Below are 15,767 nucleotides of genomic sequence, written 5' to 3'. Positions count from 1 at the left end.
AGGACGTTTTTTTCGTTTCTGCATGGTGATGTTGCTTTTCAGCCTCACCCTGACAGGCTGCGAAATGGTGAAAAAGCTCGGCCAGGTGATTAAGAACCCGGATGTTCAGGTCGGGAAACTGGCAGATCAGTCATCGGAGGTAACGGTCACGTTACTGACCGAGCCTGACACGAATATCAATGCGGACGGTGAGGCGGCTGCGGTCGATGTGCAACTGATTTATATGAGCGATGACTCGAAGTTGCAGGCGGCTGACTACGACATGGTTGCCAGCACGCCGCTGCCGGAGGTGCTGGGGAAAAATTATATCGACCACCAGGACTTTAACCTGCTGCCGGATACCATAAAAACGTTGCCGCCAGTGAAACTGGATGAAAAAACGCAGTTCATTGGTGTGGTAGCGTACTTCTCTGATGACCAGGCCACTGAGTGGAAGCAAATCGAACCAGTAGAAGGGGCGGGTCATCACTACCGTCTGCTGGTGCATGTACGACAGGGCAGTATCGAAATGAAGAAAGAGGACAACTGAGAATGGCGACCATGAAAAACAGGGTGATCTGGCAGGAAGGTCTGTTTGCCCTGCCGCAGCACTTCCAGCAGCAGCAGCGTCATCAGGAATATTTGCTGAACCAGCGTATGAGTGCGCAGGATGATTTTGCCTGGGGATTCACCTCGTTGTCGATCAATACCGAGCTGCTTGCCCAGGGGAAACTGATGCTGGACTACGCGACGGGTTGTATGCCGGATGGCACGGTGTTCAGCATTCCGGAGCAGGATCAACTCCCTCTGCCGTACCAGCCGCTCGATCTCTCCCGATCCAGCAGCAATGACATTTATCTGGCATTGCCCGTTATCAGTGATATCACCTGTGAAATCGAAGGTCGCCGGAGTGCTGGGCAGGGAACAGAGCGTTACCGCCTGACCCAGGCCGATACCCGCGATTTGCATTCCGATGATGGCGACGTGCAGCCTATCGTGCTGGGACAACTGGCACCGAAAATCGTCAGCGGCGCGGACGATCTCAGCGCCATGGTCACGCTGCCGCTGTGCCGTATCCGCAGCCAGCAATCCGGTGGCGCACTGGTGCTGGATGACAGCTTTATCCCGACCAGTCAGGCCATCCGCGTAAGCCCCGTGCTGAACGGATTTGCTGGCGATGTGCAGGGGCTTCTCAGCAACCGCGCCAGCGAGCTGGCAAAACGTATCGGTTCGCCGGAGCAGAGCGGTATCGCAGATGTGGCTGAGTTCATGATGTTGCAGATGCTTAACCGCAGCCAGATGCACTTTACTCATCGTACCCACCTACACACCCTGCACCCGGAAACGTTTTATCTGGATCTGGTCCGCTTACTGGGGGAACTGATGACCTTTACGGAAGACAGTCGTCTGCCCTGTCCGGTGGAGCCCTACGACCACCGTAATCTTACGCAGTCGTTTAATTCCGTAATCCCGGAGCTGCGCCGGGCGCTCAACACCGTACTGATGCCGCGTGCGCAGAATCTGCCACTCGTCTTCTCTGACGGGTTTTATGTTGCCACGGTTAACGATCCGACCCTGTTGCGCTCCGGCACATTCATTCTGGCGGTGCGCTCACGGATGCCGCACAGCCAGCTTATTCACCAGTTTACCCAGCAGTCAAAAATCGCGGCCACCAACAAAATCCGCGATATGGTCAGTGTGCAGGTACCAGGTGTACCGCTGACGCCGCGAACTGCCGCCCCGCGCCAGTTACCGTACCACGACGGTTTTGTTTACTTCGAGCTGGACAAAGGTGCTGCTGCCTGGCTGGACGTGGTGAAAGCCGGTGCGCTGGCGCTGCATATTTCCGGCACCTTTCCGGATCTGGGGATACAGTTGTGGGCGATAAGGGGTTAAACCATGAATGAGTCGTTCGTTCCGTCCATTGACAGTCTGACCACAGGGAACCCGTCGGGAAAGGTCAATACTGCGCCGCAGCTCGCGGACGAAAGTCTCTCTGGTCGCCAGTACCGATTGGCTCTGCGCGGCAACAGCATAAACCCGATGATTGACGCCGCCACACCCCTGCTGGGGATGGTGATGCGCGTGGACGGGATGAACAGCCAGAGTATGCCGGAACACCTTTTTGCGCAGGTGGTGACGGACGTTCAGGCTGTGGAGCAACTGCTACAGGAACAGGGCTACGAGCCGGGCGTGATTGTCTCGTTTCGTTATGTTCTCTGCACCTTTATTGATGAAGCTGCACTGGGGAACGGCTGGTCGAACAAAAACGAATGGATCAAACAGTCGTTACTTGTGCATTTCCATAACGAAGCCTGGGGCGGTGAAAAAGTGTTCATCCTGCTGGAGCGCTTGATTCGTGAGCCAAAGCGCTATCAGGATCTGCTTGAGTTTTTATTTCTGTGCTTTTCGCTGGGGTTTCGCGGGCGCTACAGGGTGGCTGCGCAGGATCAAGGGGAGTTTGAACAGATATATCGCCGCCTGCATCACGTTTTGCATCAGCTTCGTGGCGATGCGCCTTTTCCGCTGCTGCATCAGGATAAAAAAACGCAGGGCGGACGCTATCAGCTTATCAAACGATTGACCATCCGACATATTCTCTGCGGCGGCATCGTCGTGCTGGCGCTGTTTTATTTCTTTTATCTGCTGCGGCTGGACAGCCAGACGCAGGATATTCTGCATCAACTGAACCGGCTGCTTGCCAGGTAAGGACACGACATATGATCCAGATTAATCTGGCCTCTCTGGTTAAGCATCTTAACCCGTTTTCCCGCCAGGCGCTGGAGGCGGCGGCAGCAGAGTGTATGAGCCAGCAGGCAATGGAAATCACCGTGGCACATGTGCTGTTGCAGATGCTGGCAGCGGTGCGCAGTGACGTGAGGGTGATTGCTGACCGGGCAGAAATTGATACAAATGCGCTTCGCCAGGCACTGAAGGTGGAAAATTACACGACGTCGCGAGCGACAGACAGCTACCCGGCATTTTCGCCGATGCTGGTCGAGTGGCTGAAAGAGGGCTGGCTGCTGGCCTCTGCCGAGATGCAGCATAGCGAGCTGCGCGGTGGAACACTGCTGCTGGCTCTGCTGCATTCGCCGCTACGCTATGTCCCGTCTGCCGCTGCCCGGTTGCTCATCGGCATCAACCGCGATCGCCTGCAACAGGACTTTGCTGAGTGGACGCGCGAGTCGGCGGAGTCAGTCGTACCGGATGCTGGCGGGCGGACCGTCAGTACTAAAAACGATACCGGCGACAGCCTGCTTGGCCGCTACGCCAAAAACATGACCGCAGACGCCCGTAACGGCAAACTCGATCCGGTCCTGTGCCGCGATAATGAAATCGACCTGATGATCGATATTCTCTGCCGTCGCCGCAAAAATAACCCGGTCGTGGTCGGTGAGGCGGGCGTCGGTAAGAGTGCGCTCATTGAAGGACTGGCGCTTCGTATTGTCGCAGGCCTGGTGCCGGACAAGTTGCGCGATACCGATATTATGACGCTCGATCTTGGCGCATTGCAGGCGGGCGCATCCGTTAAGGGTGAGTTCGAGAAGCGTTTTAAGGGGCTGATGGCAGAAGTCATTCAGTCACCCAACCCCGTCATTCTGTTTATCGACGAAGCCCATACGCTGATTGGCGCGGGGAATCAACAGGGCGGGCTGGATATCTCTAACCTGCTCAAACCGGCGCTGGCACGCGGCGAGCTGAAAACCATCGCCGCCACCACCTGGAGTGAGTACAAAAAATATTTCGAGAAAGACGCCGCCCTGTCGCGCCGTTTCCAACTGGTGAAAGTCAGTGAACCCACGGCTGCAGAAGCGACTATTATTCTGCGCGGTCTGTCGGCGGTATATGAGCAATCGCACGGCGTATTGATTGATGATGAAGCCTTACAGGCAGCGGCGACGTTAAGCGAGCGTTACCTCTCTGGTCGTCAGTTGCCGGATAAAGCCATCGACGTACTGGACACAGCCTGTGCCCGCGTGGCGATTAACCTCTCGTCGCCGCCGAAGCAAATTTCGGCGCTGACCACCCTGCGTCACCAGTGCGAGGCGGAAATGCGCCAGCTTGAGCGTGAAATCCGCATCGGCCTGCGGTCGGATACCTCACGACTGACTGAAGTTATCGTCCAGTATGACGAAACGTTGACCGAACTGGATGAACTGGAAGCGGCATGGCACCAGCAGCAGGCGCTGGTCCAGGAAATTATCTCGCTGCGTAAAGGGTTGCTGGAAGAAACCGACGCCAGCAGCAGTGAAGACATCACGCTACCGGACGCTGACGATAACGTCGTATCAACGGATGAACCCGAGGCCGAGCAGACGGGCGCGGAACCTGAAATCCCTCCTGCTGTTCGTCTCGTGCAGTTAACTGCTGAACTGGAGGCGTTGCACCATACGCAACTGCTGATTTCCCCGCACGTCGATAAAAAACAGATTGCCGCCGTGATTGCCGAATGGACTGGCGTGCCGCTTAACCGCCTGTCGCAAAACGAAATGTCAGTGATTACTGACTTACCTCAGTGGCTGGGTGAGACCATAAAAGGCCAGGATCTGGCGATCAGGCACCTGCATAAACACCTGTTGACCGCCCGCGCCGATCTGCGCCGTCCGGGACGACCGCTTGGCGCATTCCTGCTGGCTGGTCCCAGCGGCGTGGGTAAAACCGAAACCGTACTACAGCTGGCAGAACTGCTTTATGGCGGTCGCCAGTACCTCACCACCATCAATATGTCGGAATTCCAGGAGAAACACACCGTTTCGCGCCTGATTGGCTCCCCTCCGGGCTATGTCGGCTACGGTGAGGGTGGCGTACTGACCGAAGCGATTCGCCAGAATCCCTACTCTGTGGTGCTGCTTGACGAGGTGGAAAAAGCGCACCCAGATGTGCTCAATCTTTTTTACCAGGCGTTCGACAAGGGCGAGATGGCCGATGGTGAAGGCCGGTTGATCGACTGCAAAAATATCGTCTTTTTCCTGACGTCTAACCTCGGATACCAGGTGATTGTCGAACATGCCGACAATCTGGAATTAATGCAGGACGCGCTGTACCCGGTGCTGGCGGACTTCTTCAAACCCGCGCTGCTGGCTCGTATGGAAGTGGTGCCTTACCTGCCGTTATCTAAAGAAACGCTCTCGGTCATTATCGCCGGGAAGCTGGCAAGGCTGGATAACGTGCTGCGAACCCGCTTTAACGCGGAAGTGGTGATTGCATCGGCTGTCACTGACGAAATCATGCAGCGCGTCACCCGCGCCGAAAACGGTGCGCGAATGCTGGAATCGGTTATCGACGGCGAGATGCTGCCGCCACTGTCCCTGTTGCTGTTGCAGAAAATGGCGGCGAGCATCGCCATTGCCTGCATTACGCTGGACGTAGTGGACGGCGCATTTACTGCTGACATTGAAGATGTGCCGGATGAGGATACTCAGCCCGAAACCAAAACAGAGGACGAAGCTGTTTTATGAGCAGAATGCAGACGCTCCGGCAAACCGGACTGCTGATGGCTGGCCTGCTGGCGGGATTGTCTGCGGGTATTTCGTTCGCGAAAACGCCACCCGTACCCGGCGTCGTGGCCGCGCTGAGCAGCACCACATCCCCCGAGCCGGATACACAGGCCACGCTGAAAGCGATGCAGTCCTGTCGCCAGGAGCCTGCGGCGCTGGAACGACTCGACTGCTATGACCATATTTTGGCTCCGGGGCAATCCAGTTTTGATGGCGCGCTGGTAAAGGCCCGTTATGAAGGTGAGGCCTGGAAACGGGCTTTTGCTCAGGAAAAACAGCGTCCGGACAACTCCACCGCATTGATGATAACGCAAAGCGACGGAGAACATCCGACGGTGATTATCACCACGCCCGCTATCGGCAACGTCCCGCCGCGTCCGGTACTGATGTTCAGTTGCGTGGACAACATCAGCCGGATGCAGGTGGCGCTGACACATTCCATGACGTCCAGTGATATCGCCGTGACGCTGACTACTGATCACGGGCGCTTTCAGTCTCGCTGGTTTATCCGTGAAAACGGCACCCTGCTGGAGTCCAGCCGGGGATTATCCGGAATCGACGAAATTAAACAGCTTTTTGGTGCAAAAACGCTGACCATCGACACGGGCACGGACAGTGCGGCCGGGAAACTGACCTTTAATATTGACGGGCTGGCGAAAACCATCGCGCCGCTGCGCGATGCCTGTCACTGGGCGGGAGAATAATAAAATGGTAATGGACTTACGTAACCCGGATATCTGGATATCGCATCTGCTGGAAAATCTGCCGGAAGACAAACTGACCTCTGTGCTGAAAGATGATAATCCTGACTGGGAATATATTGACGGCGACATGCTTAAACTCGGCTCTCTGGCTCACAGCCAGCTTGATATCCCGGAAATTCAGCGCCGGGGGTTGACGCTCCTGGCCTCTAAAAGCAAGGATTTTCGCCTGCTGACCCATCTTTTACGTACCCTGCAGCACGCCGGTGATCCGCTGCTGGCGCTGCGTTTGCTGGCGCTTTACGTGGAGCATTACTGGACGGTGGCAGCACCGGGAATGGCGCATAAAAAACGTTTTGCCGCCCAGGTCATAAAGCGTTTTGAGGCGGGCATTTCCGGTTTTGCAGAGAATGCTGCTGCGACGCAGCGCGATCTGTTGTTGGGTGAACTGGCAAAACTGGCGCTACTGTGGCAGGACAATAACGCGACTGAACTGGCGCAGGCAACGGATGATGTTGCTGCGCTGTACATGCGGGCATTTCGCGACAGCGAACCTGCCGAAACGCCCGTTGCAGCACAATCTGCCGTCGCTTCTGTACCGCTTTCTACTGTGCCGGTCGCATCTGCACCTGCGCCATCTTCGGTAGCCCCCGCACCGGTGATGAATATTGACAGCCATGACGACAAAGCCTGGCGCGATACGTTGCTGAAAGTCGCTGCCATTTTATGCGAACGCCAGCCGGACGTGCCGCTTGGCTACCGTCTGCGTCGCCATGCGCTGTGGCTGGCAATTACCTCCGCGCCGCAGGCTGAAAGTAACGGACGCACACCGCTGGCCGCGTTCCCTGCCGATATGATGGATGATTTTCATGCGCGTCTGAACAATGCCGACATGACGCTGTGGCAACAGGTAGAGAAAAGCGCACTTCTGGCGCCCTACTGGTTTGACGGTCATTACCTTTCAGCGCAGGTTGCGCAGCGGCTGGGCTACACCGCCGTGGCAGAGGCTATCCATGAAGAAGCTATCGGTTTTCTTACCCGTTTGCCCCAGCTTTCCACTCTGCTGTTTAACGACCATACGCCCTTTATCAGCAGTCAGACAAAACAGTGGATGACCGCCTCGCCGTCCTCCGCTCAGCCCGTATCAGCACAGCAATCCGGCGAGGAATGGCAGAACGCCTTGGCCTGTTTTACTGAACAGGGGCTGGAGGCTGCATTACGGTATCTGGATACGCTGCCCGAAGGTTCCCCCCGTGACCAGTTTTATCGTCAGTATTTTGGCGCACAACTGATGGACGATGCTGGAATGGCAAAAATGGCGCAGCAACAGTTTCGGATGCTGTTCAACACCGGCTTGCGAATAGTGCTGGCAGAGTGGGAACCATCACTACTTGAGCAGCTTGAACAGAAGTTCACGGCAGAACAGTAAGAGATAACAGGAGTTTTTGTGAGAATACCGACCCCCCGACTGTTTAGTGGCATGAAATCAGTTTTGCGACCCGCGATGCCACGGTTTAAGGTCTCCGCGTTCTGGCTGCTGGTGCTGGCATGGGTTTTCCTGCTGGTGTGGATCTGGTGGAAAGGCCCGTCATGGTCGTTGTATGACGAGCTGTGGCTTAAACCGCTGTCCAATCGCTGGCTGGCGACGTCGGCATGGGGGATTATCGCCCTGGGGTGGCTCACCGTCCGGGTGATGAAGCGCCTGCAACAGCTTGAGAAACAACAAAAACAACAACGTAAGGAAGCGCAAGACCCGCTGAGCGTCGAGCTGAATGCGCAACAGCGTTACCTCGACTGGTGGTTACTGCGCCTGCAACGCCATCTCGACAACCGTCGTTATCTGTGGCAACTACCGTGGTATATGGTCATCGGCCCTGCCGGGAGCGGTAAAACCGCACTGTTACGTGAGGGATTTCCGTCCGATATCATTTATACGCCGGAAACGGTTCGTGGTGCAGAACAACGAGTGTACCTGACGCCGCATGTCGGAAAACAGGCGGTGATTTTTGATATTGATGGCTCGCTCTGTGAACAGCCGGATGCTGATGTCCTGCACCGTCGATTATGGGAGCACGTTCTGGACTGGCTGGTGGAAAAACGTGCCCGCCAGCCGCTGAACGGGATCATTATCACTCTCGACTTACCTGACCTGCTGACGGCTGACAAACGCCGTCGTGAGCATCTGTTGCAGACGCTGCGCAGCCGTTTGCAGGATATGCGCCAGCACCTCCACTGTCAGCTACCGGTTTACGTGGTGCTGACGCGGCTGGATTTGTTACACGGCTTTGCCGCCCTGTTTCAGTCACTGAACAAAAAAGATCGCGATACGATTCTGGGTGTTACCTTCACCCGCTGCGCTCATGAAAACGAGGACTGGCGCGCGGAGCTGGATGCTTTCTGGCAGACATGGTGCGATCAAATGAACCATGCCTTGCCGGATCTGATGCTCTTGCAGACGCATATGCGCAGTTCCCTGTTCAGTTTTTCCCGCCAGATACAGGGAAGCCGGGACTACCTGGTCGCCCTGCTCGACAGCCTGCTGGACGGTGAAAATATGGATGTGATGCTGCGTGGGGTATACCTCACTTCGTCACTGCAACGGGGCCAAATGGATGACATCTTTACGCAATCTGCCGCCCGGCAGTATCGGCTGGATGGCAGTCCACTGATCGCCTGGCCGCTGGTGGATACCGCATCTTACTTTACCCGCAATCTGTTTCCACAAGCGCTGCTGGCGGAGCCAAATCTGGCTGGAGAAAGCCGCACCTGGCTGATAAACAGCCGTCGCCGTCTTACGTCTTTTTCCGCAGTGGGTGGGGTGGCGGCATTACTGCTCATCACCGGATGGCACCATTATTATAATAATAACTACGCCTCCGGCGTACAGGTGCTGAAACAGGCGGAAGCCTTTATGGCGATCACGCCTCCGCAAGGGATTGATGACTACGGTAATATGCAACTACCGCTGCTTAACCCGGTGCGCGACGCGACGCTGGCCTATGGAAACTGGGATGACCGCAGTCGCCTGGCGGATATGGGATTGTATCAGGGACGGCGCGTCGGACCGTATGTCGAACAAACCTATCTGCAACTGTTGGATCAGCGCTTTTTGCCTGCGCTGTTTAACGGTCTGGTGAAAGAAATGAATGCTGCACCGCCAGAGAGCGAAGAAAAACTCGCCGTGTTGCGTGTGATGAGAATGCTGGAGGATAAAAGCGGACGTAATCATGAAGTGGTTAAGCTGTACATGGCGAAGCGCTGGAGTGACGAGTTCCACGGCAAGCAGGACATCCAGGCGCAACTGATGTCGCACCTCGACTACGCGTTGAAGCACACCGACTGGCACGCAGAGCGTACAGCGGGCGACGGGGATGTCATCAGCCGCTGGACACCGTATGACGGTCTGGTGGTGGCTGCACAGAAAGAGTTAAGTAAACTACCTGTTTACCAGCGTGTTTACCAAAGTCTGAAAACACGGGCGCTTGGTGTCCTGCCTGCCGATCTGAACCTGCGCGATCAGATTGGTCCGACGTTCGATCAGATCTTCGTTGCCCCTGATGACAACAAACTGGTGATTCCGCAGTTTCTCACCCGCTATGGCCTGCAAAGTTATTTTGTGAAGCAACGTGATGCGCTGGTAGAACTGACAGCGATGGATTCCTGGGTGTTGAATCTTACCCAAAGTGTCAAATACAGCCAAGCCGATCGTGCTGAAATTCAGCGCCAGTTGACCGAGCAGTATATCAGCGACTATACCGCCACCTGGCGGGCGGGGATGGACAACCTCAATGTGCGCGATTATGAATCCATTGTACAACTGACCGGCTCACTGGAGCAGGTTATCAGCGGCGATCAGCCGTTGCAGCGTGCGCTGACGGCGCTGCGGGATAATACGCAGCCAGCCATTCTCTCTGAAAAGCTCTCTGATAAAGAGCGAGAAGATATGCAGGCAGAGCCGGATTATCGCCTGCTGACGCGTCTCGGACATGAGTTCGCACCGGAAAACGCTACCCTGGCAGTGCAGAATAACAAGGAAAATACCTTACAGGCGGTCTATCAGCAGCTAACGGAACTGCATCGCTACCTGCTGGCTATCCAGAATGCGCCGGTACCGGGGAAATCGGCGCTGAAAGCTGTTCAGCTCCGCCTTGACCAGAACAGCAGTGACCCTATATTTGCTACCCGCCAGATGGCGAAAACGCTTCCTGCACCACTTAATCGCTGGGTGGGTAAACTCGCCGACCAGGCCTGGCATGTGGTGATGGTGGAAGCGGTTCACTATATGGAAATTGACTGGCGTGACAACGTGGTGAAACCGTTCAACGAACAGCTTGCAAATAACTATCCGTTTAATCCACGTTCATCCCAAGATGCCTCGCTGGATGCATTTGAACGTTTCTTTAAACCGGACGGTGTGCTGGATACCTTTTATCAGCAGAACCTGAAACTGTTTATTGAGAATGATTTAAGTCGTGACGGGGGGGACGGCGTGATTATCCGTGAGGACATCATCCGGCAACTGGATACCGCGCAGAAAGTCCGTGACATATTCTTCAGTAAGCAGAATGGCCTGGGAACACAGTTTGCGGTGGAGACCGTCTCGCTTTCCGGCAATAAGCGCCGCAGTGTACTGAATCTGGACGGGCAATTAATTGACTACAGCCAAGGGCGTAATTACACCGCTCATCTGGTCTGGCCGAACAACATGCGGGAAGGTAATGAAAGCAAACTGACGCTGGTTAGCACCAATGGTGGGGCACCGCGAAGTATCAGTTTCAGTGGGCCGTGGGCGCAGTTCCGGCTATTTGGTGCAGGCCAGTTAACCAGCGTGGAAGAGGGGACATTCAGCGTGCGCTTTAACGTGGACAGTGGCGCGATGGTCTACCGGATACACGCTGATACTGAAGACAACCCGTTTAGTGGTGGACTGTTCAGTCAGTTCCGGCTAACGGACACGCTGTACTGAGGAAGGAGACCGGGATGAGCAACGACGCACTCATACAAACTATCGTCACTGGCAGTGATCCGCGTAATCTGCCGGAGTTCATCGCTATTCGCGAGGAAATCAACAAGGCTAGCCACCCGTCTCAGCCGGAAATGAACTGGAGGCTGGTGGAATCGCTGGCGCTGACAATTTTTAAGGCTAATGGCGTGGATTTGCACACGGTCACTTACTACACCCTGGCGCGTACCCGCACGCAGGGGTTGGTCGGTTTTTGTGAAGGAGCCGAACTGCTGGCGGCAATGATTACCTATGAATGGGACAAATTCTGGCCGCAGGGTGGATCTGCTCGTACTGATATGCTGGACTGGCTTAACACCCGTAGCGGAAATATCCTGCGCCAGCAGACCTCCTTTGCGGAAAGCGACCTGCCTCTGCTGTACCGTACCGAACGGGCCTTACAGCTTATCTGTGACAAACTCCAGCAGGTGGAGCTTAAACACCCGCCGCGTGTGGAGAATCTGCTTTATTTTATACAGAACACGCGCAAACGGCTGGAGCCGCAACCCCGGAATAATACAGATGCTGTCCCACAGGCCACCGTCAGAACGCTGGTCTATGCCCCGGAAAGTAATGCGCCCATGGTTACTGAGACACTCTCTTCTCTCCCCGAATTGCCGGAGATGAGGGTGGAAGTCCGTGGTCTGGCGGATAATGGGTGTATTGCCGATCAGGGCAGTCCGGTGAAAGGTTTTATGGCCGGTATCGCCGCTACTGCGGTTATCGCCGCAGTACTCTGGTGGTGGCAGGTGTACCCGATGCAACAGCAACTGGCACAGGTCAGGGATACGGCACAGGGCGCGGCAACGGTCTGGCTGACATCACCGGACCTGGACAGTTACGGACAACAGTTGCAACTGCTTCCTGATACGTCGCCATTACAACTGCTGGAGACCGGGATGCAGATGATGCGCACAGCGGACACTCGCTGGCCGGAAAGCCTGCAACAACAACAGGCCTCTGCTCAGTGGAGTGAAACCCTGAAAACTCGAGCACAGAACAGTCCACAGCTACGGGGCTGGTTACAGACTCGCCAGGATTTACACGCCTTTGCTGACCTTGTGATGCAGAGCGAGAAAGAAGGACTGACACTTTCTTATATAAAAAATGTCATCTGGCAGGCCGAGCGTAGGCTGGGGCAGGAGACACCGCTGGAATCATTACTGACGCAGTACCATGACGCTCGGACACAGGGTCAGAACACGCAGGCGCTGGAAAAACAGATTAATGAGCGACTGGACGGCGTGTTAAGCCGCTGGATGCTGCTGAAAAACGGCGAAATGCCGGAAGCGACAACTGAAATCAAATCCGGAAAATAACGACGAAATAAAAGGAGTTTACTATGGCAAATCCGGTTTATATGACATTGAACGGCGACCTTCAGGGGCTGATCTCCGCAGGCTGTTCTTCCATGGCCTCCATTGGCAATAAAGCGCAGATTACGCATACGGATCAGATTATGGTGCTGGGTTTGTCCCACGCACTGACTCGCGCACAGAATGTGAATCATCAGACGCTGGTGATCCAGAAGCCGGTGGATAAATCCTCCCCGTTACTGACTAAAGCCATCAGTGAGAATGAGTGTCTGACCTGCGATTTTGAGTATTATCGTACCAACCGCTTTGGCATTAATGAACTGTATTACAAAGTGAAGCTGATTAATGCCCGTATCGCCAGCATCAAGCATGTTGTGCCTCACACCATTAATAACAGCCAGGGGCAACCGGAAGAATCATTGTCACTGAGCTATGAAAGTATTACCCAGGAGCACTGTATTGCTGGAACCAGCGCCTATAGCTTGTGGGAGGAGCGGCTTTTCTGAGGAATATACATTGTGAAGAGTATTTATTTCGATCCAATCATCATTGCAGCTCTTGTCTGCAAAAATATCTGGGGTCTATAGCAAAAGTCGAAGTTGTCTGGTTAATCCCCGCATAGATATTCTACGCGGTCAATGGCATTATCTGTCAGCAAAAAAGGTGAGCCGTACACCCTGAAATTTTCATATCGATGGCTACCGCCGCAAATTATCGGCGGTAGCCAGGACGGATTACTGGTAACGGTTCACCAGGTCTTTAACCATTGAGGCATAGGCTTTTTGCTTAAGCTGCGAAAATTGCTTTTCAGCAGTTGCTTCTGCGGCATTTTTTTTCCCTGGCAGTGGTAGCAGCATTTTATCTTCATAATTGACCGGCGACCAGGTAGCCCATTCACCTGTTGCCACGTCCACTAGAGTGAAACGCACCAGATAACGTAGTGATGTATTGTCGGTTAGTTTTTCATTTTTATAATCTGACCAGACCATGTTTTTTGTCGCAGCGTCATATTTGCCTGACTGCAATGTATCCTGATAAACGATGATTGCTTTCTGATGACCTTTCGCGGCGACATAACGCAGAGCCTGCATCCAGTTCATGTTTTCTACAACAGCAATATCCTGGCTCTCGTCTTTATTTTTATCTTTATTACAAGTCACGGTCTTTTGCCTGTCCGGGATACCGGAGAAGGTTGCGACGGTATAATATCGACTCATTTCCTGCTGCATGATGGCTTCCGGTGCTCGGCTACCGGACTGTACCAGAATAACAGGGGAATTCAGAGGTACGCGAAATACATTCCCTTCCAGCGCAGCCTGGATCTCCTCTTCGGACACCGCCAGCGTAGTTTCATTGCCGAAAATATCCTTGTCCGTCAGTTGCTGTGCTGAAGCAGTCTTACTTACACCGTTCTCTGTCCGTGCCCCTGCTTTCTTTGCATCAATAGGAGAGTGTGGCGCGCAGCCAGCTAGCAGAAATACTGCTGTACATAAAAATACTGCTGACCTGGAATTCATATTTGCATCCTCAATGGCGTCAGGTGTTTCCTGCAATTATTTATCTGAAAACTCAAACTGAATTATACACATGAAATAAAGACCTAAAAAGAGAATTGCTGTTTATTAAAACATTCGGTTAAATAATAATTGATGGTTTTGTATGTATTATTTAAATATATGCAATCCTATTGCAGAGTACAGTTTATCCGTGTGGGGCTGGCTGGCAGTATTATTGGGAGAATTATAACAGTACGAAGAGTTTTTAGGGGGATGCAATATTCGGGAGTAAAACTATATTATTGCCTTAACACTAATATTGGTTTGTTCTCCTGAATGAATTTAAGCCGGGAATAAATGATGAAAATTCTGGAATATACAACATCAGAGTAAGACAAGAAGCGTCTCCTTCGGATCAGATTTTAAGATTTCGGGTATACAGGTGGGGGGCGGTGTGTCTCAACGTCCTGGATTCACCCATGGTCTTGTGTGTTGCAGAGAAAGGTAGATGCCAGCAGCTTACACGCGACTTCTGCCAATCTAATTTGTGTATAAGAGTAGACGAATTGGAGGTGAGCAGTTGGCTAAGTTCGATGAAGAGTCCGCTTCGCCAAAAGCAAAAAACCAGCCCTAAGGCTGGTTTTTCTAAATAGTGGTGCCCGGACTCGGAATCGAACCAAGGACACGGGGATTTTCAATCCCCTGCTCTACCGACTGAGCTATCCGGGCAACGAGGCGCATTAAAACCGATTCGCTTCGTTTCGTCAACGAAATTTCTTCAAATCAACGCAGACTGCACAATCTATCACCACATTGTTGCTATTGCACGCATTCTCAGGCAAAAAATGCCGTCCACGCGGCAGAAAGCGGCATTGCCAGCAGAAGGGCAGGAAGCATATTCACAACCGCAAACATTTTGATTCCACAAATACGTAAACCGGTTGCCAACAACAGTAGCCCACCTACGGCGCTGAAATCGGCCATCATGGCTGGCGTCGTTAGGGGCAAAATCATTGCCGCGCAGGTGGCAAGCGTTAACTGGATTGCCAGCATTGGTACACAAATTGCCGATACCGCGATACCTAATGAACAGGCAAAAATGATGGCCGTGAAGAAATCAAGAAACGACTTGGCGATTAAAATATTTGGATCGCCGGTCATCCCTTCATGTATTGCCCCGAAGATCCCGGTACCACTGGCGCAAAATAGCACGATGATGGCCACATAGCTCTGGATGAAGGATTCGTGCGTGGTGTTGGCATCCGACCGGGTGAAAAGCTGCTGCGCTTTGGCAACCGCGGTATTGATCCCTTTTTCCAGATAACAGAACTCGCCAATTAATGCACCGACCAACGTAGCCAGAACCATCACCGGTAGGTTAGCGCACTTGATAACCAGCAAAATACCAATTCCCAAAGAGCACAGTCCGAATATGGAGGTCATGGAGGCACGAATGCGTTCCGGTAAATGCTGACTGAGTAGTGCGCCGAGAACACCACCAAATAAAATAGCGCCAGCATTAATAAAGGGTCCAATTACCACGTTTGCTCCTGCATACCCATTATCGTCTTGATGCTAAAGGCAATTCTCTGGGTAAAATATGTTTTCAGATTGCATTATTATGCCGCGATTGACAGGCGGATTGCTTGTTTATCTGTGAGGTTCAGGCTCCGGATTTTATCTTGCGCCTGAAAGTGAAAGGTGCCATGATTGCGCGAATTTTCTCCTGTCTGAATGGGGCTGCCTGGGATGATATTACTCCCCCTACATCGCCT

General features: G+C 53.6%; 10 protein-coding genes, 1 tRNA gene and 1 pseudogene. 9 read left to right on the top strand and 3 right to left on the bottom strand.

Translation table 11 applies throughout. The annotated features are described in order from the left end of the window. The first annotated feature begins 22 nt into the window (after nucleotides 1-22). The 9 genes and pseudogenes from tssJ (at nucleotide 23) to OGX90_RS19595 (ending at nucleotide 13,002) form a co-directional block, all read left to right on the top strand. Nucleotides 23-529 (top strand): type VI secretion system lipoprotein TssJ, encoded by a 507-nt coding sequence (gene tssJ, locus OGX90_RS19635; protein ID WP_373371263.1) that lies wholly within the window; start codon nucleotides 23-25, stop codon nucleotides 527-529. Nucleotides 530-531: 2 nt separating this feature from the next. Next, nucleotides 532-1,875 (top strand): type VI secretion system baseplate subunit TssK, encoded by a 1,344-nt coding sequence (gene tssK, locus OGX90_RS19630; protein ID WP_286624543.1) that lies wholly within the window; start codon nucleotides 532-534, stop codon nucleotides 1,873-1,875. Between the two features lie 27 nt (nucleotides 1,876-1,902). After that, nucleotides 1,903-2,688, top strand: a complete 786-nt coding sequence (icmH, locus tag OGX90_RS19625) for a type IVB secretion system protein IcmH/DotU (RefSeq protein WP_374115577.1) — start codon at nucleotides 1,903-1,905, stop codon at nucleotides 2,686-2,688. A gap of 11 nt (nucleotides 2,689-2,699) precedes the next feature. After that, a complete protein-coding gene (gene tssH / locus OGX90_RS19620; RefSeq protein ID WP_103284724.1) occupies nucleotides 2,700-5,438 on the top strand; it encodes a type VI secretion system ATPase TssH in 2,739 nt (912 codons plus the stop codon). After that, nucleotides 5,435-6,181, top strand: a complete 747-nt coding sequence (gene vasI, locus OGX90_RS19615; RefSeq protein ID WP_103284725.1) for a type VI secretion system-associated protein VasI — start codon at nucleotides 5,435-5,437, stop codon at nucleotides 6,179-6,181. The genes tssH and vasI overlap by 4 nt, the downstream gene beginning before the upstream one ends. 4 nt (nucleotides 6,182-6,185) lie before the next feature. After that, nucleotides 6,186-7,607 carry a type VI secretion system protein TssA gene (tssA, locus tag OGX90_RS19610; protein WP_457921894.1) on the top strand — a complete coding sequence of 474 codons (1,422 nt, stop codon included), beginning with the start codon at nucleotides 6,186-6,188 and terminating at the stop codon, nucleotides 7,605-7,607. Between the two features lie 51 nt (nucleotides 7,608-7,658). Next, complete coding sequence (gene tssM / locus OGX90_RS19605) at nucleotides 7,659-11,144, top strand: type VI secretion system membrane subunit TssM (RefSeq protein ID WP_474897275.1); 3,486 nt, start codon at nucleotides 7,659-7,661, stop codon at nucleotides 11,142-11,144. A gap of 14 nt (nucleotides 11,145-11,158) precedes the next feature. Next, nucleotides 11,159-12,611 (top strand): annotated as a pseudogene (locus tag OGX90_RS19600) (VasL domain-containing protein). Continuing rightward, a complete protein-coding gene (locus OGX90_RS19595) occupies nucleotides 12,523-13,002 on the top strand; it encodes an Hcp family type VI secretion system effector (protein ID WP_047408701.1) in 480 nt (159 codons plus the stop codon). The pseudogene OGX90_RS19600 and the gene OGX90_RS19595 overlap by 89 nt, the downstream one beginning before the upstream one ends. Before the next feature lie 228 nt (nucleotides 13,003-13,230). Here OGX90_RS19595 and OGX90_RS19590 read toward each other — a convergent pair whose 3' ends face one another. From OGX90_RS19590 to OGX90_RS19580, 3 genes are all read right to left on the bottom strand, one after another. After that, nucleotides 13,231-14,013: a lipoprotein YafT gene (locus OGX90_RS19590; protein WP_103284728.1), complete on the bottom strand. Its 783-nt coding sequence runs from the start codon at nucleotides 14,011-14,013 to the stop codon at nucleotides 13,231-13,233. Between the two features lie 632 nt (nucleotides 14,014-14,645). Continuing rightward, nucleotides 14,646-14,721, bottom strand: a tRNA-Phe gene (locus tag OGX90_RS19585). Between the two features lie 105 nt (nucleotides 14,722-14,826). Next, on the bottom strand, nucleotides 14,827-15,534 hold the full coding sequence (locus OGX90_RS19580) for a DUF554 domain-containing protein (protein WP_048215570.1): 708 nt from the start codon (nucleotides 15,532-15,534) through the stop codon (nucleotides 14,827-14,829). Nucleotides 15,535-15,767: the final 233 nt, after the last annotated feature.

The organism is Citrobacter sp. Cpo012 (genome assembly GCF_030333015.1).
Lineage (GTDB): Bacteria > Pseudomonadota > Gammaproteobacteria > Enterobacterales > Enterobacteriaceae > Citrobacter > Citrobacter portucalensis.
This window is presented reverse-complemented; position numbering and strand designations above follow the sequence as displayed.